The 22,248-nt window shown below is 57.6% G+C and carries 26 protein-coding genes; 11 read left to right on the top strand and 15 right to left on the bottom strand.

Annotated features, from left to right (window positions below; all coding sequences use genetic code 11):
- Positions 1-141: 141 nt before the first annotated feature.
- Positions 142-693, bottom strand: a complete 552-nt coding sequence (locus DK871_RS12895; RefSeq protein ID WP_161905306.1) for an RNA polymerase sigma factor — start codon at positions 691-693, stop codon at positions 142-144.
- A gap of 265 nt (positions 694-958) precedes the next feature.
- Between DK871_RS12895 and DK871_RS12890 the strand changes: the two genes are divergently transcribed.
- The 11 genes from DK871_RS12890 to sctU are packed head-to-tail and all read left to right on the top strand — an operon-like array spanning position 959 to position 11,099.
- Positions 959-2,023 carry a TyeA family type III secretion system gatekeeper subunit gene (locus DK871_RS12890; protein WP_161905305.1) on the top strand — a complete coding sequence of 355 codons (1,065 nt, stop codon included), beginning with the start codon at positions 959-961 and terminating at the stop codon, positions 2,021-2,023.
- The gene (gene sctV, locus DK871_RS12885) at positions 2,020-4,113 is read left to right on the top strand and encodes a type III secretion system export apparatus subunit SctV (RefSeq protein WP_161905304.1); all 2,094 of its coding nucleotides are present in this window, start codon (positions 2,020-2,022) and stop codon (positions 4,111-4,113) included. The genes DK871_RS12890 and sctV overlap by 4 nt, the downstream gene beginning before the upstream one ends.
- 37 nt (positions 4,114-4,150) lie before the next feature.
- On the top strand, positions 4,151-5,050 hold the full coding sequence (locus DK871_RS12880; protein ID WP_161905330.1) for an FHA domain-containing protein: 900 nt from the start codon (positions 4,151-4,153) through the stop codon (positions 5,048-5,050).
- Entirely contained in the window at positions 5,047-6,405 is a 1,359-nt protein-coding gene (locus DK871_RS12875; protein ID WP_161905303.1) for a FliI/YscN family ATPase, read from the top strand. The genes DK871_RS12880 and DK871_RS12875 overlap by 4 nt, the downstream gene beginning before the upstream one ends.
- The gene (locus tag DK871_RS12870) at positions 6,392-6,820 is read left to right on the top strand and encodes a YscO family type III secretion system apparatus protein (RefSeq protein ID WP_161905302.1); all 429 of its coding nucleotides are present in this window, start codon (positions 6,392-6,394) and stop codon (positions 6,818-6,820) included. Before DK871_RS12875 ends, DK871_RS12870 begins: the two co-directional genes overlap by 14 nt.
- A complete protein-coding gene (locus tag DK871_RS29670; RefSeq protein ID WP_014716813.1) occupies positions 6,817-7,275 on the top strand; it encodes a type III secretion system HrpP C-terminal domain-containing protein in 459 nt (152 codons plus the stop codon). Before DK871_RS12870 ends, DK871_RS29670 begins: the two co-directional genes overlap by 4 nt.
- Positions 7,272-8,285, top strand: a complete 1,014-nt coding sequence (locus DK871_RS12860) for a FliM/FliN family flagellar motor switch protein (protein WP_161905301.1) — start codon at positions 7,272-7,274, stop codon at positions 8,283-8,285. Before DK871_RS29670 ends, DK871_RS12860 begins: the two co-directional genes overlap by 4 nt.
- Positions 8,282-8,935 (top strand): type III secretion system export apparatus subunit SctR, encoded by a 654-nt coding sequence (gene sctR / locus DK871_RS12855; protein ID WP_161905300.1) that lies wholly within the window; start codon positions 8,282-8,284, stop codon positions 8,933-8,935. The genes DK871_RS12860 and sctR overlap by 4 nt, the downstream gene beginning before the upstream one ends.
- Before the next feature lie 7 nt (positions 8,936-8,942).
- On the top strand, positions 8,943-9,206 hold the full coding sequence (gene sctS / locus DK871_RS12850; protein WP_014716816.1) for a type III secretion system export apparatus subunit SctS: 264 nt from the start codon (positions 8,943-8,945) through the stop codon (positions 9,204-9,206).
- 10 nt (positions 9,207-9,216) lie between these two features.
- On the top strand, positions 9,217-10,005 hold the full coding sequence (gene sctT / locus DK871_RS12845; RefSeq protein WP_161905299.1) for a type III secretion system export apparatus subunit SctT: 789 nt from the start codon (positions 9,217-9,219) through the stop codon (positions 10,003-10,005).
- Positions 10,002-11,099: a type III secretion system export apparatus subunit SctU gene (gene sctU / locus DK871_RS12840; RefSeq protein WP_161905298.1), complete on the top strand. Its 1,098-nt coding sequence runs from the start codon at positions 10,002-10,004 to the stop codon at positions 11,097-11,099. The genes sctT and sctU overlap by 4 nt, the downstream gene beginning before the upstream one ends.
- Here sctU and DK871_RS12835 read toward each other — a convergent pair whose 3' ends face one another.
- The 14 genes from DK871_RS12835 to DK871_RS12770 form a co-directional block, all read right to left on the bottom strand.
- On the bottom strand, positions 11,100-11,450 hold the full coding sequence (locus DK871_RS12835; RefSeq protein WP_161905329.1) for a transcriptional regulator: 351 nt from the start codon (positions 11,448-11,450) through the stop codon (positions 11,100-11,102).
- 11 nt (positions 11,451-11,461) lie between these two features.
- Entirely contained in the window at positions 11,462-11,665 is a 204-nt protein-coding gene (gene hrpT, locus DK871_RS12830; protein WP_161905297.1) for an HrpT family type III secretion system protein, read from the bottom strand.
- A complete protein-coding gene (sctC, locus tag DK871_RS12825) occupies positions 11,662-13,803 on the bottom strand; it encodes a type III secretion system outer membrane ring subunit SctC (protein ID WP_161905296.1) in 2,142 nt (713 codons plus the stop codon). The genes hrpT and sctC overlap by 4 nt, the downstream gene beginning before the upstream one ends.
- Before the next feature lie 14 nt (positions 13,804-13,817).
- The gene (locus DK871_RS12820; protein WP_161905295.1) at positions 13,818-14,210 is read right to left on the bottom strand and encodes a type III secretion protein; all 393 of its coding nucleotides are present in this window, start codon (positions 14,208-14,210) and stop codon (positions 13,818-13,820) included.
- The gene (locus DK871_RS12815) at positions 14,211-14,426 is read right to left on the bottom strand and encodes a type III secretion protein (protein WP_161905294.1); all 216 of its coding nucleotides are present in this window, start codon (positions 14,424-14,426) and stop codon (positions 14,211-14,213) included.
- Positions 14,427-14,516: 90 nt separating this feature from the next.
- Positions 14,517-15,110, bottom strand: coding sequence for a type III secretion system stator protein SctL (gene sctL, locus DK871_RS12810; RefSeq protein WP_161905293.1), 594 nt, complete (start codon positions 15,108-15,110; stop codon positions 14,517-14,519).
- 578 nt (positions 15,111-15,688) lie between these two features.
- A complete protein-coding gene (sctJ, locus tag DK871_RS12805; protein ID WP_161905292.1) occupies positions 15,689-16,489 on the bottom strand; it encodes a type III secretion system inner membrane ring lipoprotein SctJ in 801 nt (266 codons plus the stop codon).
- A 2-nt stretch (positions 16,490-16,491) separates the two neighbouring features.
- A complete protein-coding gene (locus tag DK871_RS12800) occupies positions 16,492-16,857 on the bottom strand; it encodes a type III secretion protein (protein WP_161905291.1) in 366 nt (121 codons plus the stop codon).
- A gap of 120 nt (positions 16,858-16,977) precedes the next feature.
- The gene (locus DK871_RS12795; RefSeq protein WP_161905290.1) at positions 16,978-17,181 is read right to left on the bottom strand and encodes a type III secretion protein; all 204 of its coding nucleotides are present in this window, start codon (positions 17,179-17,181) and stop codon (positions 16,978-16,980) included.
- A gap of 232 nt (positions 17,182-17,413) precedes the next feature.
- A complete protein-coding gene (locus tag DK871_RS12790) occupies positions 17,414-18,337 on the bottom strand; it encodes a sigma 54-interacting transcriptional regulator (RefSeq protein WP_161905289.1) in 924 nt (307 codons plus the stop codon).
- 316 nt (positions 18,338-18,653) lie between these two features.
- Positions 18,654-19,754 (bottom strand): redox-regulated ATPase YchF, encoded by a 1,101-nt coding sequence (gene ychF / locus DK871_RS12785; protein ID WP_032893664.1) that lies wholly within the window; start codon positions 19,752-19,754, stop codon positions 18,654-18,656.
- Between the two features lie 21 nt (positions 19,755-19,775).
- Positions 19,776-20,360, bottom strand: a complete 585-nt coding sequence (gene pth, locus DK871_RS12780) for an aminoacyl-tRNA hydrolase (RefSeq protein WP_003188350.1) — start codon at positions 20,358-20,360, stop codon at positions 19,776-19,778.
- A gap of 167 nt (positions 20,361-20,527) precedes the next feature.
- Positions 20,528-21,124, bottom strand: a complete 597-nt coding sequence (locus DK871_RS12775; protein ID WP_116668044.1) for a 50S ribosomal protein L25/general stress protein Ctc — start codon at positions 21,122-21,124, stop codon at positions 20,528-20,530.
- A gap of 137 nt (positions 21,125-21,261) precedes the next feature.
- Positions 21,262-22,203: a ribose-phosphate pyrophosphokinase gene (locus DK871_RS12770; RefSeq protein ID WP_003171603.1), complete on the bottom strand. Its 942-nt coding sequence runs from the start codon at positions 22,201-22,203 to the stop codon at positions 21,262-21,264.
- Positions 22,204-22,248 lie beyond the last annotated feature (45 nt).

The raw sequence follows: 22,248 nt of genomic DNA, 5'->3' as shown, positions 1-22,248 counted from the left end.
TTGGCGACGGGCGGTGGCGAATGCACCGTGGAGGAGGGGGAGCAGAAGAAGCTCGGTGTCTTTGAAGGTTTACTCGCGGGCCAAGTCCGACAGTGTTGGGCAGATATCCCTGTCGCCCAACGCTTGACCGGCTAATTCAACTTACGGGTGCAGTGGGGTGTGGGTGACGCGCTTGAGCTGTTCGCGTGCCCGTGAAAGGCGCGAGCGCACGGTGCCGATAGGAATGTCCAGTACGTCGGCGGTGTCCTGGTAGCTGCCATCGGTTTCCAGCGAGGCATACAACGTCCTACGCATTTCTGTGGGCAAGTGATCGATCGCGCTCAGGGTATTTTCCAGTCTCCGGTTGACCTCGAATTCCCAGTCCAGGCTGTGGCTTTCTTCATGGCCATGCCACAGCGACTCGTCGAATTCGCAATGGGCGGGCTTGGCATACAGGCGCCGGAAGTGATTGCGGATCAGGTTCTGGGCGATACCGCACATCCAGGTACTCAGCGTCGCGGTACCACTGAAACGCTCGCGATTGCGCCAGGCCTCCAAGTAAGTCAGTTGCAATAGATCATCCGCGTCTTCTGGGTTGAGTACCCGTTTGTGAATAAAGCGCCGGAGTTTTTTCTGTTGGTCGTCTGTCAGATGGAGCATGAATTGAGGCGAACTGCCACCAAGGTGAACTAAGGCTTCAATAGGGATATTCATGATTTTTTCCTTAAGGTAGACGCAGTCGAAAACGTATCGACAGGAACCCGATAGCACTGCCTGTGCCAAACAGAAAAAACCATTTAAGTGGCTGATTTATATATGTAATTTTTTTGAAATAATGCGTTTTTACGCAAGCTTTTGCACGTGGGAAACAGGCGCCTGTGCAAGTCCTTTCAAACTCGCCTGAGTCTCACATTTCAATGGAACCGTATGGGTGGGCCTCACCACACAGGGAAAACACTCTTCCTGAATTGGCCTGTCCATGAAAGTCGAATCTCGCAACGATGTGCAAGCGGTCCAGCGCCCGGATCAACCTGTTATCCACACTACCTCCGTGCCTGCACCTGCGAAGGGTGTCGACGAACTGGCCCATCTGTTCAATCAGGAAGTGGAGCTCAACAAGCTTCCGCTGGCCCATCGGCAGATGGGCGTGCGCGTGCCTGCGGCTGAAAAGCTGGTGGAGCTTTATGACCAATTGGGCCATCCGGCTCAAGCGAGCATGGCTTCGGTTTCGCGCCGAATCAGGATGCAGTTGCTGCAAAGCGCCAGTGTGGAAAAGCTGCTCGACATTGCGGGCGGCGACCCGGCGCGTGCGTTCGTGGTGCTCAAGCACCTGGCGAACGAGGCCGATACTGAAATCCGTAAATCCGAGGCTGCCTTGGCGCGTTCAGCGATTGCCAAGCTGGAGGCTCGTTTCAAGGGGCAAATCCAGGCCGGCCTAAATATCGCCGTGGCATTGCAAGCGGCCTGCGCGGACCCCGAGGAACGCCAGGCGCTACGTTCGCTCTACTACGCCAGCGTGGTCACGCGCCAATCCCTGGCAACAATGATGCAGGCCTTGCTGGGTGTATACGGCGGTGATGGGTTTCAAGAAGGGCTTAACGTGATGCGTAAAGCCCTGGCAGACGATATTGCCGCCTTGGTGTCCTCGATGCCTACACCATTGCTGCGCTCCTTGCTGGTGGGGCTGCGAAGCTGCGGGCAGTTGAGCGCAGTGCTGGCCAGTTGCGTGACGTGCAAGCAGCGCCTGGAGATGGAGGATGAGGCCGTTACGCTGCTGCAGCGCCTGCTCGGATATGCCAGCAGCGGCATAGGCGCCGATGAAATTCTGCGGTTGGGCAATGAGATGGGGAGTGGTTCGCCTACCAGGCAATTGACAGCTCTCAACGCGCTTTACCCTCTGATCCGGCAGTTACCCTTGGCCTTGTGGCCTGACACCAGAGTTCGTGAGGAAAGCTTGTTCAAGTTTGTAGCGGTGATGGACGAACTGAACCGGATCGATGGCGCAACCCAGCGCTCTCCTGCGCTGGCCGGGGCTATGACGTGACCTTGCTGTCGACCATCAATGGCTTATTGCTCAAAGTGGCACAGCGAGCTGAAGTGCTGGGCGCCGTGGTGGTCATGGCCATTATCTTTATCTTTATCGTGCCACTGCCGACCTGGCTGGTAGATATTCTGATCGCGCTCAATATCTGCATATCTTGCCTGTTGATTGTACTAGCGCTTTATCTACCAGGCCCTTTGGCGTTCTCGTCGTTCCCGTCGATCCTATTGTTGACCACCATGTTTCGATTGGCCCTGTCGATCGCGACCACACGCCTGATCCTGTTGGAACAGGACGCTGGTGACATCGTTGAGGCGTTCGGTAATTTTGTGGTGGGGGGAAACCTGGCGGTGGGGATGGTGATCTTCCTGATCCTGACGCTGGTCAACTTTCTGGTGATCACCAAGGGCTCGGAGCGGGTTGCCGAAGTCGCGGCGCGATTTAGCCTGGATGCAATGCCGGGTAAACAAATGTCTATCGACAGCGACTTGCGTGCCGGGCTGATTGACGGCGTGCAAGCGCGCGATAAACGCGATCAGCTGTCGCGTGAAAGCCAGCTGTTCGGGGCCATGGATGGCGCCATGAAGTTCGTCAAAGGCGACGCCATCGCTGGTTTGATCATCGTCGTGGTCAACCTGTTGGGCGGCTTTTCCACGGGGATGTTCCAGCACGGCCTGAGCGCTGCCGATTCCATTTCGCTGTATTCGGTACTGACCATCGGCGATGGCCTGATAGCGCAGATTCCAGCGCTGCTGATCTCTCTGACTGCGGGCATGATCATCACCCGCGTAGCGCCGGATGGACGCAAAGGCGTCAGTAACATGGGCGTCGAAATTGCCCGGCAAATGACCAGCGAACCCAAGAGCTGGGTGATTGCCTCGGTGGGCATGCTTGCGTTTGCCTTGGTGCCTGGCATGCCTACCCTGGTGTTTATTCTTATCGCGATGATCACCGGGAGTGTGGGGTACTACCTGGTACGTCAGCGTCAGCGACAGGCAGAACCCGCTAACGAGGCCGCTGAAGTCGTCCGCCCTGAAGAGAACGGTAAAGAGGACTTGCGCGGTTTTGACCCTTCGCGTCCTTACCTGCTGCAGTTTCCCCCCGTTCTGCGCGGAACGCCTGAGGTGACGGATCTGATCCATGGGATTCGCCAGTCGCGAAACTCACTGGTCGCCAATATTGGCCTGACGCTGCCGCCGTTCGAAGTCGAACTTGATGACTCCCTGGCCGTCGATGAAATGCGTTTTTGCGTGCATGAGGTGCCCATGGTCAGGGCGTCAGTGGTCAATCATGTGGCCGTTGAGCGCAAGGTGCTGTCGGTTGAGCCAGAGCACGCCATACCGGGGCTGGCGGAGCGGGATGAACAGGATTGGCTCTGGTTACCCCCTGATGATCCGCTGCTCGATGACCCGCAGTTGGAGCGCTTCACGGCCACGCAACTAATCCTCGAGCGCATGAGGCAGGCAATGATGCTCAGCGGGCCACAGTTCCTGGGGATTCAGGAGAGCAAGTCGATCTTGAGTTGGCTTGAGCATAACCAGCCGGAACTGGTGCAGGAACTGCAGCGCATCATGCCGTTGTCGCGGTTTTCCGCGGTCTTGCAACGCCTGGCCAGTGAAGGCGTACCGCTACGGGCGGTACGACTGATTGTCGAGTCGCTGATCGAGTACGGGCAGCACGAGCGTGAGCCGGAAGCCCTGGCCGACTATGCGCGCATTGCCCTCAAGGCACAGATCTACCACCAGTACAGCGAGACCGATGGCCTGCATGCCTGGTTGTTGTCTCCGCAGAGCGAAAACATCCTGCGCGAGGCGCTGCGCCAGACCCAGACCGGCGTGTTCTTTGCGCTGGACGAGAACCACAGCGCGGCCTTTATCAGCCTGCTCAACCAAGCCTTTGTTCTAAGGGCCAAAAGCAAAAGTGTGATGTTGGTGGCGCAAGACTTGCGCAGCCCTCTGCGTACCTTGCTGCTGGAAGAGTTCAACCATGTGCCGGTGCTGTCTTTCGCTGAGTTGGGAAGCACCTCCAAGGTCAAGGTATTGGGGCGCATTGACCTGGGCCAGGAAACGTTGATGCGCGGGGCCGTGGCATGAGCCCCTTGTCGTGGGCAGTACAAAGGAGGGCTCGATGATGTATGAGTTACGGGTGCTTGATGGGCTGCGCCAGGGCGCTGCATTACCGTTGTTCGGCGAACAATGGAGCATTGGAGCCCAGGCAGACGCTGACTTGATGCTGAGCGATCCGGGGGGTGCCGAACATCATGCGCTGCTACGGTTTTCTGAGGCTAACTGGTCGGTACAGGCCCAGGCGGAGCTGTTGTATGGTGCCGATGGCCAGGCCATGGCGCAGCTCCCGAACCTGGCAATGAACGTGCCCTTTCTGGTGGGCAGTGTCAGGTTGTGTGTCACCTTGGCGGACCATCCGTGGCCTGAGCCACCGGCGCCGATATCTACTGCGTTGCCGTCGCCGGATGAGCCAGCGCCGGCCCTGAAGTTATCGTCCATTCCACACTCGCAGCAAAAGCGCTTGATCAGCCTGGTGCTGGTGATGGCGGTCATCATCGCGGTGGTGGGCATGGTCTCCACGGGGGAGCATGAAGCCCAGGCTTCGCTGATGCCTGCGGTGGCCGACAAACACGAATTGGCCTCACCGGTCGACGTGCGCCAACAGCTGCTGAAGATGCTTGGCGAGCGTGAGTTGAGCCCGCGCATTGGCTTGCAAGTCATTAACGGCCAAGTCGTCCTGAGCGGGGATGTTTCCCAGGAGGATGTGGAGCTGGTGTCGCGGATGCTCAGCCGTTTTGGTGAGCAATTCGACAGTGCGGTGCCGGTGATCAGCCGTGTGCGTGTGCGTGATGAGGCCTTGCCGTTCAGGATTGTGCAGATAGTGGGCGGGCCGAACGGCCACGTGGTTCTTGAAGAGGGCAGCCGGCTTTTTCTGGGGGATCAGGTAGACGGGCTACGCCTGGTGTTGATCGACAACAGCAAGGTGGTTTTTGACGGCGCACAGCGTTATGAGGTGCATTGGTGAGCACGCCATTGCAAGCACGTCTGGACGCCTGGCAACAACGCCAGGCCCAGGCAGTCAGCAGCTTTGCGCCGGTGGCGATGCGCGGTCGAATCCAGCGAGTCAATGGCATGCTGCTGCAGTGCCGACTGCCTCAGGCGCGCATCGGCGACTTGTGCCAGGTAGAAAAAGGCCCGGGTGATTTCATGCTCGCCGAAATCATCGGCTTTGATCAGCAAGATGCGGTGCTCAGTGCCCTGGGCAACCTCGAAGGCGTGCGAGTGGGCGCCGGTGTTGAGCGCCTGGGCGTTTCGCACCGAGTGCAGGTCAGCGAGGCGCTGTTGGGCCAGGTACTGGACGGTTTCGGGCGGCCGATCACGGGCCAGGGTGCCAGCGCGTTTGTGGAGTCTGAACTGCCGGACACCAGTGCGGTGCTGTGTGAAGCGCCTTTGCCCACCGACCGGCCGCGTATCAACCGTGCACTGGCCACCGGTGTACGGTCCATTGATGGCTTGATGACGCTCGGTGAAGGCCAGCGCGTTGGTCTGTTCGCCGGGGCCGGCTGCGGCAAGACGACCTTATTGGCCGAAATTGCTCGTAACGTCGAATGCGACGTCATCGTGTTCGGCCTGATCGGCGAGCGGGGACGCGAACTGCGTGAGTTTCTCGACCATGAGCTGGATGAGCAACTGCGCTCTAAAGCGGTACTGGTGTGCGCTACGTCTGATCGCTCCAGCATGGAGCGCGCCCGCGCCGCGTTCACCGCAACGGCATTGGCCGAAGGTTTTCGGCGCAAGGGCCAACGCGTGCTGCTGCTGATTGACTCCCTGACCCGTTTCGCCAGGGCCCAGCGCGAAATCGGCCTGGCGGCTGGCGAACCCCTGGGGCGCGGCGGCCTGCCCCCTTCGGTGTACAGCTTGCTGCCGCGCCTGGTGGAGCGCGCCGGGTTGACCCGTGACGGTGTGATCACCGCGATCTACACGGTGCTGATCGAGCAAGACTCCATGAACGACCCGGTGGCCGATGAAGTGCGTTCGCTGCTCGACGGCCATATCGTGCTGTCGCGCAAATTGGCTGAGCGCGGGCACTATCCGGCGGTGGATGTGCTGGCAAGCCTTTCTCGAATATTGAGCAACGTTGCAGAACCTGAGGATATCCGCGCAGGCACGGCGTTGCGACGTTTGCTGTCGGCGTACCAACAGATCGAGCTGATGCTCAAGTTGGGGGAGTACCAGCCTGGCAGCGATGCCCTGACGGACCTGGCCGTGAACAGTCGCCAAGCGGTGGATGGTTTCCTGCGCCAGGATTTGCGTGAACCCTCGCCGATGGCCGTCACGCTGGAGCAACTCAAGGAGCTGACCACCCATGTCCCATTCTGACGTGCTGCTCGGTGAAGTGGAGACGCTTCGGCGCCTGCGCAGGCACCGGGCCGATCGGGCCGAACGTGCCCTGCGTGAGGCCAAGCGCGCGCAGCAGGCCCTGTTGGCGCATATCCAGCAGGCCCAGGATGCGCTTGAACACACTCGTCAGGAGGAAGCCCGGCAAAGTGCTCAGCTGCTTAGTCAGCATCAGGACCAGATCCTGACCTTGACGGGCCTGAAATCCTGGCGCGCACAGGAACGTTCCTTATCCGCCAGCACCCAACGCGAAGAGGGTCAGCTTGAGGCGCTGCGCAGTCAACGGCCAGAAAAAGAAAACCACGTTGGCAAAGCCCAGAGGCAAGCCACCGAATGCTTGCGACAGGTCGAAAAGTTACAGGAGTTATCACTTTTACTGGCACGGGAGCCGGCATGACTAAGGTTGCTAATAAACCCCCTCAAAGACCGCCCCTGCGTGAGCCACGGGAAGAACGTGAGCCGGGAACAGCGGGCGTGGTGCCCTGGGAGCAAGGGCGACTGTTTGCGCGGCTGTTTGCTGATGAGCGTGAGGGCACAGGGACGGGAGCCTCCTTATCGGGAAAAAAATCAGCATCCGGTATCGCCATGATCGAGGCGCTCGCCGAACAGCTGGCGCCGCGTGTATTGGCCGGTTCGCAATGGCCGTTGCAGGCAGTGTTGTACTTGCCACGTCTGGGACGGATCAATGCCAGCGTGCGCCGAGAACAGAGCGCCTGGACCATTGAGCTGGAAGCAGAACAGGGCGCCACGGCACGCTGGCTCAGTGGCGTACGACAGCAGTGTGAGGAGCGTTTTGCGCAAGCACTGGGGCGGCCAGTCAGCGTGCTTGTGCCAAGCGTCGGCAACCTATGATCGTACCGCTACTGACATTCCCGTCGATCAAGAGCGACTTGGTTGCCGCACGCAACCGACTGGGGCGCGGCCTGTACCTGCCGTTCCATGTCGCGGGTCAGGCCGGTGAGCTGCGGCTTGAGCCTGGACGTGCGCCAGTTGGCAGTGAAGCGGTGTGCTTTGACACGCAGTGCGGCGTGCTGGCGCTTGCAAAGGCAGGGCCGTTACTCAGCCTGCTGGGCGAGTGTCCGGTGACCCTCGCTGGGGCCGACAACGAGCCAGATTCCTGGTTCTGGGCGTTGTTCCAGTATTACCTGAGCCCCGAAGTGCGGTCGTTGTTGGGTTATGTGCGATTGCTGCACGCCGAGCGACCAATGGGGTTTGGCTGCCGCCTTACCGTGACCCTGGGGGCATCCTGGGCTGAGGGTTATGCCTGGTTGAGCCCCGAAAGCTTTTTGGCATTGCACCAGGCGAGTTCCTGGCAGGCCACGGCTGCGCCGCTGCCGTTGTCGTTTCAACTGGCAATTGCCGTGACCCTTGGGCGGTTGCAATTACCGATTGCACAGGCCAGCAGCCTGCGGGCCGGCGATGTGCTGGTGCTTCAACAGACTTATTTCCAGGCCCTGGGCAGCGGTTATGTGCCGGTTGGCAGAGAGCGCCTGCATGGCGGTATTGACGATGACAACGGGCGGTTGCGTTTCACTCTTACTTCTATCGAGGACATGTCCGTGGACGACGATTTAGCTGTACCTCATTACTCGGGGCATGAAAACGATGAACCTGTAATGGACGTATTCGGCCCCGAGCCGTTCGATGAGTTGAGCATGACGCTGAGCGTACGCTGCGGAACACTGAACCTGACCTTGGGGGAGCTGCGTAACCTGGTGCCCGGCTCGGTGCTGGGCATTGCCGGTTTCGCCCCAGGCATGGCGGGTCTGTATTACGGTGATCGACCCATTGGCCAGGGGAAGTTGGTGGAAGTTGACGGGCGTCTGGGATTGCAGTTGTCTCGAGTGGTGTTCGGTCGATGATACTTCAAGGGCTGGATCCGATAGTCCTGGCGGTATTTCTGGGGGCGTTGTCGTTGATGCCCATGCTGTTGGTTGTGTGTACAGCCTTCTTGAAAATCGTGATTGTGCTGATGATTACGCGCAATGCCATTGGCGTACAACAGGTGCCTCCAAGCATGGCCATCAACGGAATCGCCCTGGCTGCCACCTTGTTCATCATGGCACCGGTGGGGTATGAGATCGCCGAGAACCTCAAGGCTTCGCCTCTGGACATGACCAACGTGCAAACGTTTCTGAGTACCGGCAATGAAGCCATCACTCCATTGCGGGCCTTCATGCTGCGTAATGTGGACCCGGATGTACTGACCCATCTATTGGAAAACACCGCACGTCTGTGGCCAGCGAAAATGGCGCAGGAGGTACAGCGTGAGGACCTTATCCTGCTGATTCCGGCCTTTGTGCTTTCGCAATTGCAGGCGGGGTTCGAGATCGGATTCCTGATCTACATTCCCTTCATCGTGATCGACCTTATTGTTTCAAACCTGCTGCTGGCGCTGGGCATGCAGATGGTCTCGCCGATGACCATTTCCCTGCCGCTCAAGCTGCTGCTGTTCGTGCTGGTGTCTGGCTGGTCGCGGTTGCTCGACAGCCTGTTCCTTTCCTATCTCTGAGTGGCGTATGGAACCTATCGTGCTGTTCAAGCAGGGCATGTTGCTAGTGGTTGTACTGTCGGCGCCGCCGCTGATCGTGGCGGTGGTAGTAGGGGTGCTGACCTCCCTGGTACAAGCACTGATGCAGATCCAGGACCAGACATTACCCTTTGGTATCAAGCTAGTGGCGGTGGGTGTCACCTTAATCCTCACGGGCCGCTGGATTGGCGTGGAGTTGATCCAACTGATCAACCTGACGTTTGAAATGATCGGCCGTTCGGCCCTGAACTGAGGCGTTGCCTGTGCTGCTTTATCTTGACTATCTGCCCAGCCTGGTGATCGGCATGGCGCGTATCTACCCCTGTGGCATCCTGGTGGCGGCGTTTTGTTTTCAGCACGTGAGGGGGCTGCCTCGGCACACCATCGTCATGGTCATGGCGCTGCTGCCCGCTCCGGGTATTCACGATGCTTTGGCGGGGCAGGACCATTCAGCATTGATGCTCGGTGCGCTGATGCTCAAGGAGGTGGCGTTGGGGTTGCTGCTGGGGGTGTTGTTGGCGATGCCGTTCTGGATGTTCGAGTCGGTTGGGGCACTGCTGGACAACCAGCGCGGCGCCTTGGCGGGTGGCCAACTTAACCCGTCACTGGGGCCGGACGCGACGCCCATCGGGCACATGTTCAAGCAACTGGCGATTTACCTGTTGATGGCCGTTCTGGGGTTGGGCTCGCTGACCCAGGTGATCTGGGACAGTTACCTGATCTGGCCCCCCACCGTGTGGTTTCCGTTTCCAGCGGCTAATGGCATGAGCGTATTTGTCGGGATGCTGAGTGACACTTTCATGCACATGATGCTTTACGCTGCGCCCTTTATTGCCGTGTTGTTGCTGATGGAATTTGGCATCGCGTTGCTGGGCGTCTACAGCCAGCAATTGCAAGTGAGTACCTTGGCGCCGCCGGTCAAATGCCTGGCGGGAATCGGTATTTTGCTGCTGTACTTTGCATTGTTGCAGGATCTTATTGTCGGGCGTATGAGCCAACTGGGTGACCTTAAACACTATTTGGGGCTTCTGTTCACGGTCTCGGCACCGTGAGTGATTCGGGAGAAAAAAAGCACCCGGCGTCCGCCAAAAAACTGCGTGACCAACGCAATAAAGGTCAGGTCGCGCAAAGCCAGGATGTGAGCAAGCTGTTGGCGCTGACGGCTATCAGTGAGGTCGCTTTATTCACTGCCCAGACCAGCTTGCAGCGCTTTCAGCAACTGATGGTGTTCCCAATGTCTCGCTTTAGCCAGCCGTTTGCACGGGCGCTGGAAGAAGTGCTGGTGGAGGGCCTGGTCATGTTCTTCTCGTTCTCTCTGCTGATGGCCGGGCTTGCGATTGCTGCGAAGCTGATTGGCAGCTGGATGCAGTTCGGCTTGCTGTTCGCTCCGCAAACGCTGAAGCTGGATTTCAATCGCCTCAACCCTATCAGCCAGATCAAACAGATGTTCTCTGCCCAGTCTTTGATGAACCTGTTGATGAGCATCGCCAAGGCGTTCCTCCTGGGCCTGATTGTGTACGTAGTGGTTTGGCCCTCTTTGGGGGCGTTGATCAATCTTGCCAACAGCGACCTGCAAAGTTACCTGCTGGCGCTGATCGCGTTGTTCCGTCACTTGCTGCATGCCTGCCTGGGGCTGCTACTGGTGTTGGCGTTGATCGATCTGACGTTGCAGAAGCACTTCTTCGCCAAGCGTATGCGCATGACACAGGTTGAGGTCGTCAAAGAATACAAGGACATGGAAGGCGACCCCCATGTGAAGGGCCAGCGCCGTCAGTTGGCGCAGCAACTGGCCCAAGAGGAGCCGAAGGTCAAACTGCCCAAGCTGGAAGAGGCCGATATGCTGGTGGTCAACCCGACGCACTTTGCGGTCGCCCTGTATTACCGTCCTGGCAACACGCCTCTGCCCCTGCTGATCAGTAAAGGCACGGATGACGAAGCGCGAAAACTGATCGCGCGCGCGAAGGCCGCCGAAGTGCCAGTGATTCAGTGCGTGTGGTTGGCCCGTACGATCTACACCAAAAAGCTGGGAGCCAGCATTCCTCGCGAAACCCTGCAGGCCGTGGCGTTGATCTATCGCACCTTGCGCGAGCTGGATGATGACGCCAAGCGCGAGACGCTGGAGCTCCCGGAACTTGACCAGCGCTGATCAGCGGCTGGCACTGGGGTCAAGCGCGCTGAGACTGGCCAGCGAGAGCATCCGGCTGATGATTCTGTCCAGGGCGCCGTGGGGGGTAGGCAATGCATGCCAGATCACCATGGCATCCTGGGCATCGAGGTAGATAAAGCACCCGTCGAATACCTGGGCCTGCTCGAAGCGGCGCTGCAATACCCGTTGTAATTGCCCCGCTTGCAGCGCTTCGCGCGCGACCTGCAAAGCCAGCCCCGAACAGCTACCCGCTTGCAACGTGCACACCTTGATACCAGGGGCGAGAAGCTGGTGAGTGGCGGTGCCGCTCACCAGTTCGTTCAGAAATACCTGGCGTTGATCGTCGGGCATTTCCGTCATACTCAGCGCTCCAGCGATATTGTCTGGTAATCCGGCCGCTCCCCGGATGGGCCAGGCTGGACGCGCATGTGCGAGGGCCACCAGATCACCATCTTCTGCTCGGTCGACTGCGGGCGTGAGCACGAGTCGCCTTTGCATGTTGGGGTACAAGCGCTGACGAGCAGCGCCGCGCCGATCAGGGTGACGCACAACAATGGATGCTTCATGGTCGGGCCTTTTTAACAGGAGTAATCAAGGTAGGGCGCGGTACGCTGAGGTGTTCATCCTTCTTCACCGGGCGCATGGCGATAAAGACTTCGGCTTCCTCTCCCGGCTTCAACCAGGCGCGTGGCCACACGGTGACGGCCAACGTCTGCGAGTTGCTGCATTCTTTTTCATCGATGCGCACATTGCGGTTGAACTGGTTGCGCATCACCACGACGGCGACGTTGTACTCGGGGCCTGCGTACCATTGGCTGCGCTCGGTGTTCAGCGCCAGCAAATCGCGGGGGCTGCACAGCGTGTTCAACCCCAGGGGCATGGGCGCCAACTTGAAGGCCTTGGGCACTTCCCCCGTCACCAGATGCGCCAATGTGCTGATGATGTCGCTACGCTTGATCTCAGGCTGGTGAGGGGCGTTGCGCCTGGCCAGTGGTGCAAGGGCCGTCTGCAACTCGGCCTGGTCTGCCTGAGGCAAGTAGCGGGACGGATCGGCCTGGTCGCCGATGACGCGTGGGGTGATGATGAACAGGCGTTCACGTCGATTGTTCTGCCGTTCGCTTGACGAGAACAACGCCTTGCCCAGCAGTGGGATATCGCCCAGCAGCGGTACCTTGTTGTGCCTGTCGGCGCTTTCCGTGACGTGGAATCCGCCCACCACCATTGAGCGCTTTTCCGCCATGACCGCCTGGGTGCTGACGTTACCGCGGCGCACATCCAGATTATTGAGGTCACGATTGGGGTTGGACTCGTCGAACATGCCGTCCTCGATATCCACGACCAAGTGAATCTGATGGCTGCCTCGGCTGGTGATGACGCGCGGCACGACCTGTACGCTGGTACCTACGGTGACCGGCAGGATGGTTGCGTTCTGACGACCGGGTGTCAGGTACTGAGTGCGGTTGAAGTCGATCACCGCCGGTTGGTTCTCCAAGGTCAGCACGGAGGGGTTGGACACCATGGTCGCCAGCCCCTTGGCTTCCAGTGCGCGTATATCGGCATAAAAACGGTCGCGGTTTTCGATCGACAATTGTTGCGATGTGCCCGGCGCCAGGCTCGCGCCGCCACGGAAGCGGCTGTTCTGAAACCCCCAGTTCACACCGAACTCACGCAATTGCGTGCGCTCGATATCCAGAATGATCGTATCGATCTCCACCAGTTTGCGCGCCACATCGAGTTGGGCGATCAACTCGCGGTACATGGCCTGGCGTTCTGGCAGGTCATAGATCAGCACCGCGTTATTGCGCATATCGGCTTCGACGCGAATGCGGCTGGTGGGTGCCGGCGCGCGCGGGGTGAGCGTGGCGCCAATATCCATTGACATGGGAGTGCCGTTTGTACCGAGCATCTGCCCCAGCAACGGGTTGCTCAAGCGGGGAACGTTGGGTACGAGAGGGGCGGGCTGTGAGGCGGGGCGCTGGGCCAACGCAGGGGTTGTCGCATTGGAGCGTGGCTCCAGTAAGCCCCGCACAATGGTGGAAACACCTGCAATGGTGATCTTCTGGCCGCGATAATCCACGTGGCGATCCGCCGCATTGGCAAACTTCAGCGGGAAACTCAGCACACTCTGTTTTTCGTCCACCGAGCGGCGTTGGCTGCTGAACTGTTTGATTTGCTCGATATAGCGCCGAGGCCCTGAGACCAACACGATGCCGTCCTCGGGCAACTCACCCCAACCGAAGCGGCTGTCGAGCAGGCCGATATCAGTGAGGGCTTGCTTGAGGTCGGCAATGGTCTCGGAGGAGACCTCCAGGCGCGCTGACTCTTGCTGGTCCAGCGTACTGATGTAGAGCGTGTTGTTGTACAGGTACCATTGGAAGCGGTGTTCTACCCCCAAGCGGTCGAGCAATGACTGCGGCGTGTTAGCGCGTATCTTGCCATTGACGATGCCCTCCAGTAGGCCCTCGATCTGCAGTTGTGTACCGAAGGTCTGGGCGAAATCTTCGAGTACGTCCCGCACTGGCTTATGCTCGGCTTCATAAGCGTAGGCGGTGTTTTTCCATTCCGAAGGGATGGCGGCCAGCGCGCTTTGTGCTGAAACCAGCAACCAGGAAAACAAAAACACATTCCGCCAGTGGGTTCTTTTGGCTGTAACGGCAGGCGAGCCAAGGTACGAGCGATTGCCCTTATGGGTCTTGTTAGACATAGACAGTTCTCTGATTAGTACGAACGTGAACTTAGCGGGGTGGGTTTGAGGTTTTGAACTGGGCGAGCAAGTCGTGCATTGATTGCGCGCCATGTGTCGCGTTGGTTGAGGAGGGCTTCAAGGCAGCCAAGCAGGCCGGCTTCTCCACGGTCGGTGCGCAGGCTGTTAATCACCCATAGCGCCCCCGTATCGGCTTTTTGCGCCAATGCACCTTGAAAATGATTCAGGCTGGCCGCGCCCAGGCGCAGCCAGCCTTGCAAGGCTGAGTTATCGGGTAGAGAAAAGGTCAGTTGAGCGCCCAATAAAATGGTGTCTCCCTGACGTTGCAGGGTGACTTCGTCGTCGCCCTCAAATAGAGCGATTTTTTCCTTTCCGCTGCTCAACCAGTCACTCACGAGCGCCTTCATCTACTGAAAGCTTTCAATAGTTGTTTTAAGCATTTGGTTGACGGTTTTACCGTGCTCATTATAAAGCGCAAAGGTGACCTCTCTGCGCGTTACCAAGTTGTGAAATAATTCGCTGTCTTCAGCGGCCAGGCTTTCTTCGAAGCCGGATTTGAACTCCTTGTAGGTAGATGTTTTATTTCGGGCAATCGAATGAGTCAGCTCTTTGAAAAAATCCATGATTTTCCCTCTGGTTTCTATTGTTTACGGATGAATTTAAACAGTCGGTTCTGAGCGGTTAACATAAAGAAAGTCTCTATGTTTGTAGGATTAGATCTCGATCAAATAGTCGTTGCCCTGCTTGAAAAAAGTGTCGAGCATGGCGTCCCAGCTGATACGGAAGTCTCCCTCATCTGTCTTCAGTACGAGGGTCTGAAGATGAACCGTGTCGTCGGCGCTTAACTTCCAGGTTCTGCTCTTGTGACGGGCAAGGCCCTGCCTTATCTCCTCAAGATCAAGGGGATGACAGAACAACGTCGCGCTGACTTCCTGGACTTGGCTCTGCAACAAATGCGTTAACAGCGCCGCGAGCCTTTGCGGGGCAGGCGTCTCGTCGAGCAGGCAGCGAATGGCTTGGTTGGTTATGGCGGTCGCATAGCGTTCAAGGTTGTCACACATCGCTTGACGTTCCCGTTCCCATTGCTGGAGTTGAGCGTCGGCGCGTTGCCAGATTTCCAATGAGGCTTGTTCGAGCATGGCCTCGCATTTTTTCTCGGCCATACTTATCAATTCGTCGGCCTGGGCCTTGGCGCTGCTCAAGAGGTGGGTGGCGTGTTCCCAATGGGCAAGCTCTTCGCGCCTGATAAGGCTTGCTCGCGCGCCGGATGCGTCGCTGCGTAACTCAATAGTATGTCGGCATAACATCACTGTTTTCCTCGCTCGTGCGAGACGGGGGCATGTTGCCGCTCGTCATGGTCGTGACGCACCAGACGACGGCCTGCCAGAGCGTGTTTAATCGACCGCTTGCATTTTCGAGTGGGGCATTTGCTATTTCGGCCTCGCTCACACGCGTACGGGGGAAGCGCAATCGAAGACGCTGCCAGGTAGCGGGTTCAACCCAGCTATGAAGCAGTCGCAGTGGATCGGAGTTTGGGGGCAGCATGGAAGGGTGCAGCGCCATGGAGAGGCGCATGCACCACTGGTGATGACTTTCACTCGATGATGATGATGATGAGGCTTGGGGGTTGAACATGTGGTTGACCAATGCCAGCACCAGGTTGAGTTGGTCCGTCGTGGCCAGGGCCAACCGAAGCACGGTAGCGTGAGGCGCAGCAGGCAAGCAGGCTTTGAAACCCGTAAGGTTGTCTGGCGCTGACCGACCGCTGTAAAAAAGCCTTTCAATCGCACGATACTCCTCGCCTCGCCAGTCCTCGTGAGCCTGTTTCCAGGGAAAAGCCCACCACTGAGCCCAGGCCAGTTGTTCACGCATCAGATGATCGGGTCTAGGTGCCATGCGTTGACCCCGTTGAGCCCTCTTTGAACGCCGGCTCCTGGGAGTAACGCCTGCGCCGCGCTTGGAGGAAGACCGTGGCGGCCACGGCCGAAGCCAGACCGAGCAGCAAAATCATCATGCTGGTCCGCCAGAAGCCGAGATCGTCGCCGGGCACCAGGAAAGGGCCGAAATACACCAGGCGTTGCTGTTCTTGATAAGTGGACGCCGGTACAAACACTACGGTGAGTTTTTGCGGGTTATCTACCGCCGTGGTCATCCCGGGAATACTGCTTGCCACCATTCTGCGGACCCGCGCACGGATGTTGTCGGGGTCAAGGCGCGGATCATGCTTGATGAACACAGAAGCAGAGGCGGGTTGGACGGGCTCTCCAGGCGCTATGCGTTCAGGTAATACCACATGCACGCGTGCGACAATTACGCCGTCGATCTTGGACAAAGTGGTTTCCAGCTCTTGGGATAAGGCATAGATGTAGCGGGCACGCTCTTCCAAGGGGGTGGAAATGACCCCTTCCTTGCGGAATGTATCGCCCATGGTGGCCCGCGCGAGTCGAGGAAGGCCGGCGGCTTCCAAGGTACGTACGGCGCGCCCGATGTCGTTTGTATTAACCGTTACGACGACTCCATCTTTGGCGGGGGTCTTTTGCGCACGAATATGTTTATCAGCCAACTCGGCGACGACCTCATTGGCTTCCTGCTCGGACAATTGGCGATGAAGTTCCACGCGGTCACCGCACCCGCTCAATATAAAAGCCATGATCAAAACTAAAGCGACACGCAGAGAGTTATTCATGCTCAGGACTGCATGTTACTGATCTTGTCGATGCACTGTGTTGTCTTGGCCAGACATTTCACCATGAGTTGTGATGTGAGTTGTGCGTTATATAATTCTCGTGGGTAAGTACCGATGGCCTCAACATCTATACCTTTTTTGGTTGAGCGGATTATTTTTGCGAAGCCATCTCTTGAGTGACTGAGGTGCTTTGAAGCCTCTGTCAAAAGGAGCGAGACTTCAGGCTTGGCAGAAATCGCGCTCGTGGGGCGTTCAAGCATCGATGTGAAAAAACTTGCATCCATACCGTCTGGCGACTGTTCCTGGGCGGCACGGGTATGTTCCGTACTGCTGCCTTTCTGTGAGAAAGGGTCGTTTGTTATTCGCATGGCGGGTCTACTCAATCAAGGTGGGCGGCAGCTATACAGGTGTACACACTGGCCTGTCAGGCGGGGTGGATGATTACCTTTCGGGCTAGAGAGCCTGAAAGGTAATCGATCACCCGATAATTATTGACCTGCCCCTGACCGGATCAGCGCTTGAATGTTCTTTACTTCAGCGCTCTTCCAGCCGTTTTTTATGGCATCCGCCTTCATCTTTTCGAAGATAGCTTCGGCTGAACCCTCACCGCCGCCAGCAGCCCCACTTGTAGTCGCTAACGAAGCTGCATCCTGGGTTATCGAGCTAGTACTGCTTGGTGCGCCAACATTCATGTGAAACTCCTACTATGATTTCTGGATTTGTTTGTCATCATTAACGTCGCGGGAACGAATTTTTGTCTGTAAAAAACGCTCCCGGCTATGACTGTGTGGCCTGTATAGGTAATGGGTTCCAGATGTTTCCAGGTCTCGATGTTACTGAATGTTTTCTAGAACAGATGCTTGATCAAAACTATTGCGATACAGGGCTTAGGGTCTTTTGTTTAACTATTGGAGTAACGATTGTTTATGCCAGTGATATGTCTAATTGTTTCATTCTGTAATACAGCGTGCGCTTAGCGACTCCCAGTTCAATGGCTACGGTATCCACGCAGTGGTGGTGGCGGTACATCGACTCTTCAATCAAGGCTTTTTCAATTTGTTGAAGGCGTGCCTTGAGGTCCGTCTGCGGGGGCTGTTGACTGCATGCGGGCGCTGAGAGCGGTGGGAGGCCCAGGACGAACCGTTTCGCCGCCGAGCGTAGCTCCCGTACATTACCCAGCCAGGGGTGGCAGAGCAGTTCATGCAACAGGCCGTCCGAAGGCAGTGGTGGCGTGCAATTGAACTGGTCTGCTTCTTCTTGAATCATCTGTAGAAACAACGGGATGATGCGCTCGCGCCGATCTCGCAGGGCGGGGAGTTCGATGTTCACAACGTTCAGCCGAAAGTAGAGATCACGCCTGAAGGCGCCCTGGTCGACCATGATTTGCAGGGATTGCTGGGCCGATGCAATGACGCGCATGTCCACGGAAATGAACCGAGTCGAACCCAGGCGCTCCACCCCGCGGCACTCCAGCACACGCAGCAGCTTGGCTTGCAGGTTCAAGGGCATGCTGTCGATCTCGTCGAGGTACAGGGTACCCAGGTGGGCGGCTTCGACGAATCCAGCCCTTGATTGCATGGCTCCGGTATAGGCGCCGCTATTGACGCCGAACAACTGGCTTTCCGCGAGACTTTCCGGGATGGCCGCACAGTTCACGGCAACAAAACTACCCCGTCGGCCCGATAAGCGATGAATCCGTTGTGCAAGCGTATCTTTGCCGGTGCCAGTCTCTCCCAGCAGCAGGATGTCAACGTTAAGCGCGGCGGTGTTATTAAGCGTGGTTTCAATTTCCTGACCCTCGATGAGTGAAACGTCTGTTTTATTATCCTTCTGGACGTAGGCCGACATCGATGTGTACTCCCTGTTCGCTAGTACTTCACTTTGGAAGGACGGTATGCAAGCGCCAGCTCAGTAGAACGCAGAATATAGAAGTTGTCACCCAGCGAAGAGGTAGTTATGTGCCGGAATAATGTAGGAAAATGACTGTAAGTTTAAAAATTTAATGTGTGGGGCTTTAGTTGTAATGATGTGTCGGCAGGTAAGTAGGGAGTTTCTGAAATGTTTGCGTATTTTGATGTGTTTTTAGTTGGAAGCTTAAATGCCGTCCACAAAAAAGCCGATGCAATGCATCGGCTTTTTTTTGCAGTCAATACTGCGGCGGTACTTACACGTTAAAGCGGAAGTGCATCACATCGCCATCTTTAACAATGTAGTCCTTGCCTTCCAGGCGCCATTTACCGGCTTCCTTGGCACCGGCTTCACCCTTGAACTGAATGAAGTCGTTGTAGGCGATCACTTCGGCGCGGATGAAGCCTTTTTCGAAGTCGGTGTGGATCACGCCGGCGGCCTGTGGCGCAGTGGCACCAACCTTGACGGTCCAGGCGCGGACTTCTTCGACACCGGCGGTGAAGTAGGTCTGCAGGTTGAGCATTTCGTAGCCGGCGCGGATCACGCGATTCAGGCCAGGCTCTTCCAGGCCCAGGGCCTCGAGGAACATGTCCTTTTCTTCGCCGTCATCGAGCTCGGCGATTTCCGCTTCGATCTTGTTGCACACCGGAACAACGATGGCGCCTTCTTCGTCGGCAATGGCCTTGACCACGTCGAGCAGCGGGTTGTTCTCGAAGCCGTCTTCGGCAACGTTGGCGATGTACATCACAGGCTTGGTGGTCAGCAGGTGGAAGCCCTTGATCACGGCCTTCTCGTCTGCGCCCATGTTCTTCATCAGGCTGCGCGCTGGCTTGCCTTCGGTGAAGTGCGCGATCAGTTGCTCCAGCAGGCCCTTTTGGACCACTGCATCCTTGTCGCCGCCCTTGGCGTTACGCGCGACTTTCTGCAGTTGCTTCTCGCAGCTGTCGAGGTCGGCGAAGATCAGTTCCAGGTCGATGATCTCGATGTCGCGCTTGGGGTCGACGCTGTTGGAGACGTGAATCACGTTCTCGTCTTCAAAGCAGCGGACCACGTGGGCGATGGCATCGGTTTCGCGGATGTTGGCCAGGAACTTGTTGCCCAGGCCTTCACCTTTCGAGGCGCCAGCGACGAGGCCTGCGATGTCGACGAATTCCATGGTGGTCGGCAGGATGCGCTTGGGATTGACGATGGCCGACAGTGCGTCAAGACGCGGGTCCGGCATCGGCACAATGCCGCTGTTGGGTTCGATGGTGCAGAAGGGGAAGTTCTCCGCCGCAATACCGGACTTGGTCAGGGCGTTGAACAGGGTGGATTTGCCGACGTTGGGCAGGCCGACGATGCCGCAATTGAATCCCATGGTGTTTCCCCTCGGTAAGAGTCAGGCCTTCTGGCTGTGCAGGTTTTTCATCGCACGGTTCCATTCACCGGCGAAGATATCCGGCAGCACGCCGAGGGCAAAATCGATGCTGGCATCGAGTTTTTCCTGTTCGGCGCGTGGCGCACGACCCAGGACGAAATTTGAAACCATACTGGCAACGCCTGGGTGGCCAATGCCGAGCCGCAGACGGTAAAAATTATTCTGATTGCCCAACTGCGCGATGATGTCGCGCAGGCCATTGTGCCCACCATGCCCGCCGCCGAGCTTGAGCTTGGCTACGCCGGGTGGCAGGTCCAGTTCGTCATGGGCCACCAGGATTTCTTCGGGTTTGATCCGGAAGAAGCCCGCAAGCGCCGCGACAGCCTGGCCGCTGCGGTTCATGTAGGTGGTGGGAATCAGTAGACGAACATCCTGACCCTGGTGCGAGAAGCGCCCGGTCAGGCCAAAATATTTGCGATCGGCCACCAGGTTGATGCCTTGGGCGTGGGCGATACGCTCAACAAAAAGGGCCCCCGCGTTATGCCGGGTCTGTTCGTATTCGGCGCCTGGATTTCCCAGGCCAACGATCAGTTTAATGGCAGTCACGACAGGGGCCCTTCCTTTGGAGTTGTGGATAACATCGCCGTACCCGTGTGCGGCGAAAGTGAACGACACTACATCATTTACTCAAGAGTAAACGCCGCGTTATCGCCCGCTTTCTCGCTACGTTTCGGTCCGCGATGTTTCCTCAAGCTCCGGCAATACAGAGTGAATTACTCTGCAGCGCCTTCTTCAGCTTCTGGAGCAACGCGTGGAGCGTGAACGTTGGCAACAGCTTTGTCATCACCGTGAGCCAGTGCAACAAACTCAACGCCTTTAGGGGCCTTGAGGTCGGACAGGTGAACGATGGCGCCGATTTCCAGAGCCGACAGGTCGACTTCGATGAACTCAGGCAGGTCTTTAGGCAGGCAGGTCACTTCGATTTCGTTCAGGACGTGAGAGATCTCGCCGCCTTTCTTGACCGGAGCTTCTTCACCCACAAAGTGCACAGGCACGATGGCGGTCAGTTTCTGGCCAGCTACAACGCGAACGAAGTCAGCGTGCATGATGAACTGCTTGGAAGGGTGACGCTGCATCGCTTTAACGATGACGTTCTGCTTGGCGCCGTCGACGTTCAGCTCGATAACGTGGCTGTAGGCAGCTTCGTTTTCGAACAGCTTGGCGATTTCCTTGGCCAGGATGGTCACGGATTCAGCAGGCTTGTTACCACCGTAGACAACGGCTGGGATGTTGGCGGCGTGACGCAGGCGGCGGCTCGCACCTTTCCCCAGGTCAGTACGCGCTTGGGCGTTCAGAGTAAATTCGTTCATGTTGTATCTCCAAAATAGCCATCATCGAGGGGCGTTTGCGACCAGCGCCGAACTCGATATGGGCAAAAAAGCCCCGCCCCAGCGGAATGCTGGGGCGGGGCGCTTTTCGTCAGTGAGGTGATCCGTTGGTTTGACCCTTAACGGAACATCGCGCTGATCGATTCTTCATTGCTGATGCGGCGGACCGCTTCGGCAACGACCGGTGCAATATCCAGTTGACGGATACGTGCACAGGCTTGGGCTGCGGCGGACAACGGGATGGTGTTGGTCACCACCAGTTCGTCCAGCACGGAGTTCTCGATGTTCTCGATCGCTCGGCCCGACAGCACAGGGTGTGTGCAGTAGGCGAAGACTTTTGCTGCACCGTGCTCTTTCAAGGCTTTCGCCGCGTGGCACAGGGTGCCGGCGGTGTCGACCATGTCATCAACCAGAATACAGGTACGCCCTTCGACATCACCGATGATATGCATCACTTCAGAGTGATTGGCTTTCTCACGGCGTTTGTCGATGATCCCGAGGTCCACGCCCAGGGATTTGGCAACAGCCCGTGCACGCACGACGCCACCAATGTCCGGGGACACGATCATCAGGTTTTCAAAGCGCTGGTCTTCGATGTCATCCACCAGAACGGGGGAGCCGTAGATGTTATCTACCGGAATATCGAAGAACCCCTGGATTTGGTCAGCGTGCAGGTCAACCGTGAGCACACGGTCGATACCTACCACGGTCAGCATGTCAGCAACGACTTTCGCGCTGATAGCCACACGTGCGGAACGCGGACGGCGATCCTGACGGGCATAACCAAAGTAAGGGATTACAGCTGTGATTCGAGTCGCTGAGGAGCGGCGGAAGGCATCAGCCATCACGACGAGTTCCATCAGGTTATCGTTGGTCGGAGCGCAGGTCGGCTGAATAATGAAGACGTCTTTACCGCGGACATTTTCATTGATCTCGGCTGTAATTTCACCGTCGGAGAATTTACCGACAGATATGTCACCGAGAGGGATATGCAGCTGACGTACGACACGTCGAGCCAGATCGGGGTTGGCATTCCCCGTAAAGACCATCATCTTGGACACGCGCAGTACCTAGAGGCTGAGGGTAACCTGGATGAGTATTAGAAA

Source organism: Pseudomonas sp. L13, assembly GCF_009935965.1.
Taxonomy (GTDB): Bacteria; Pseudomonadota; Gammaproteobacteria; order Pseudomonadales; family Pseudomonadaceae; genus Aquipseudomonas; species Aquipseudomonas lactis.
This window is presented reverse-complemented; position numbering and strand designations above follow the sequence as displayed.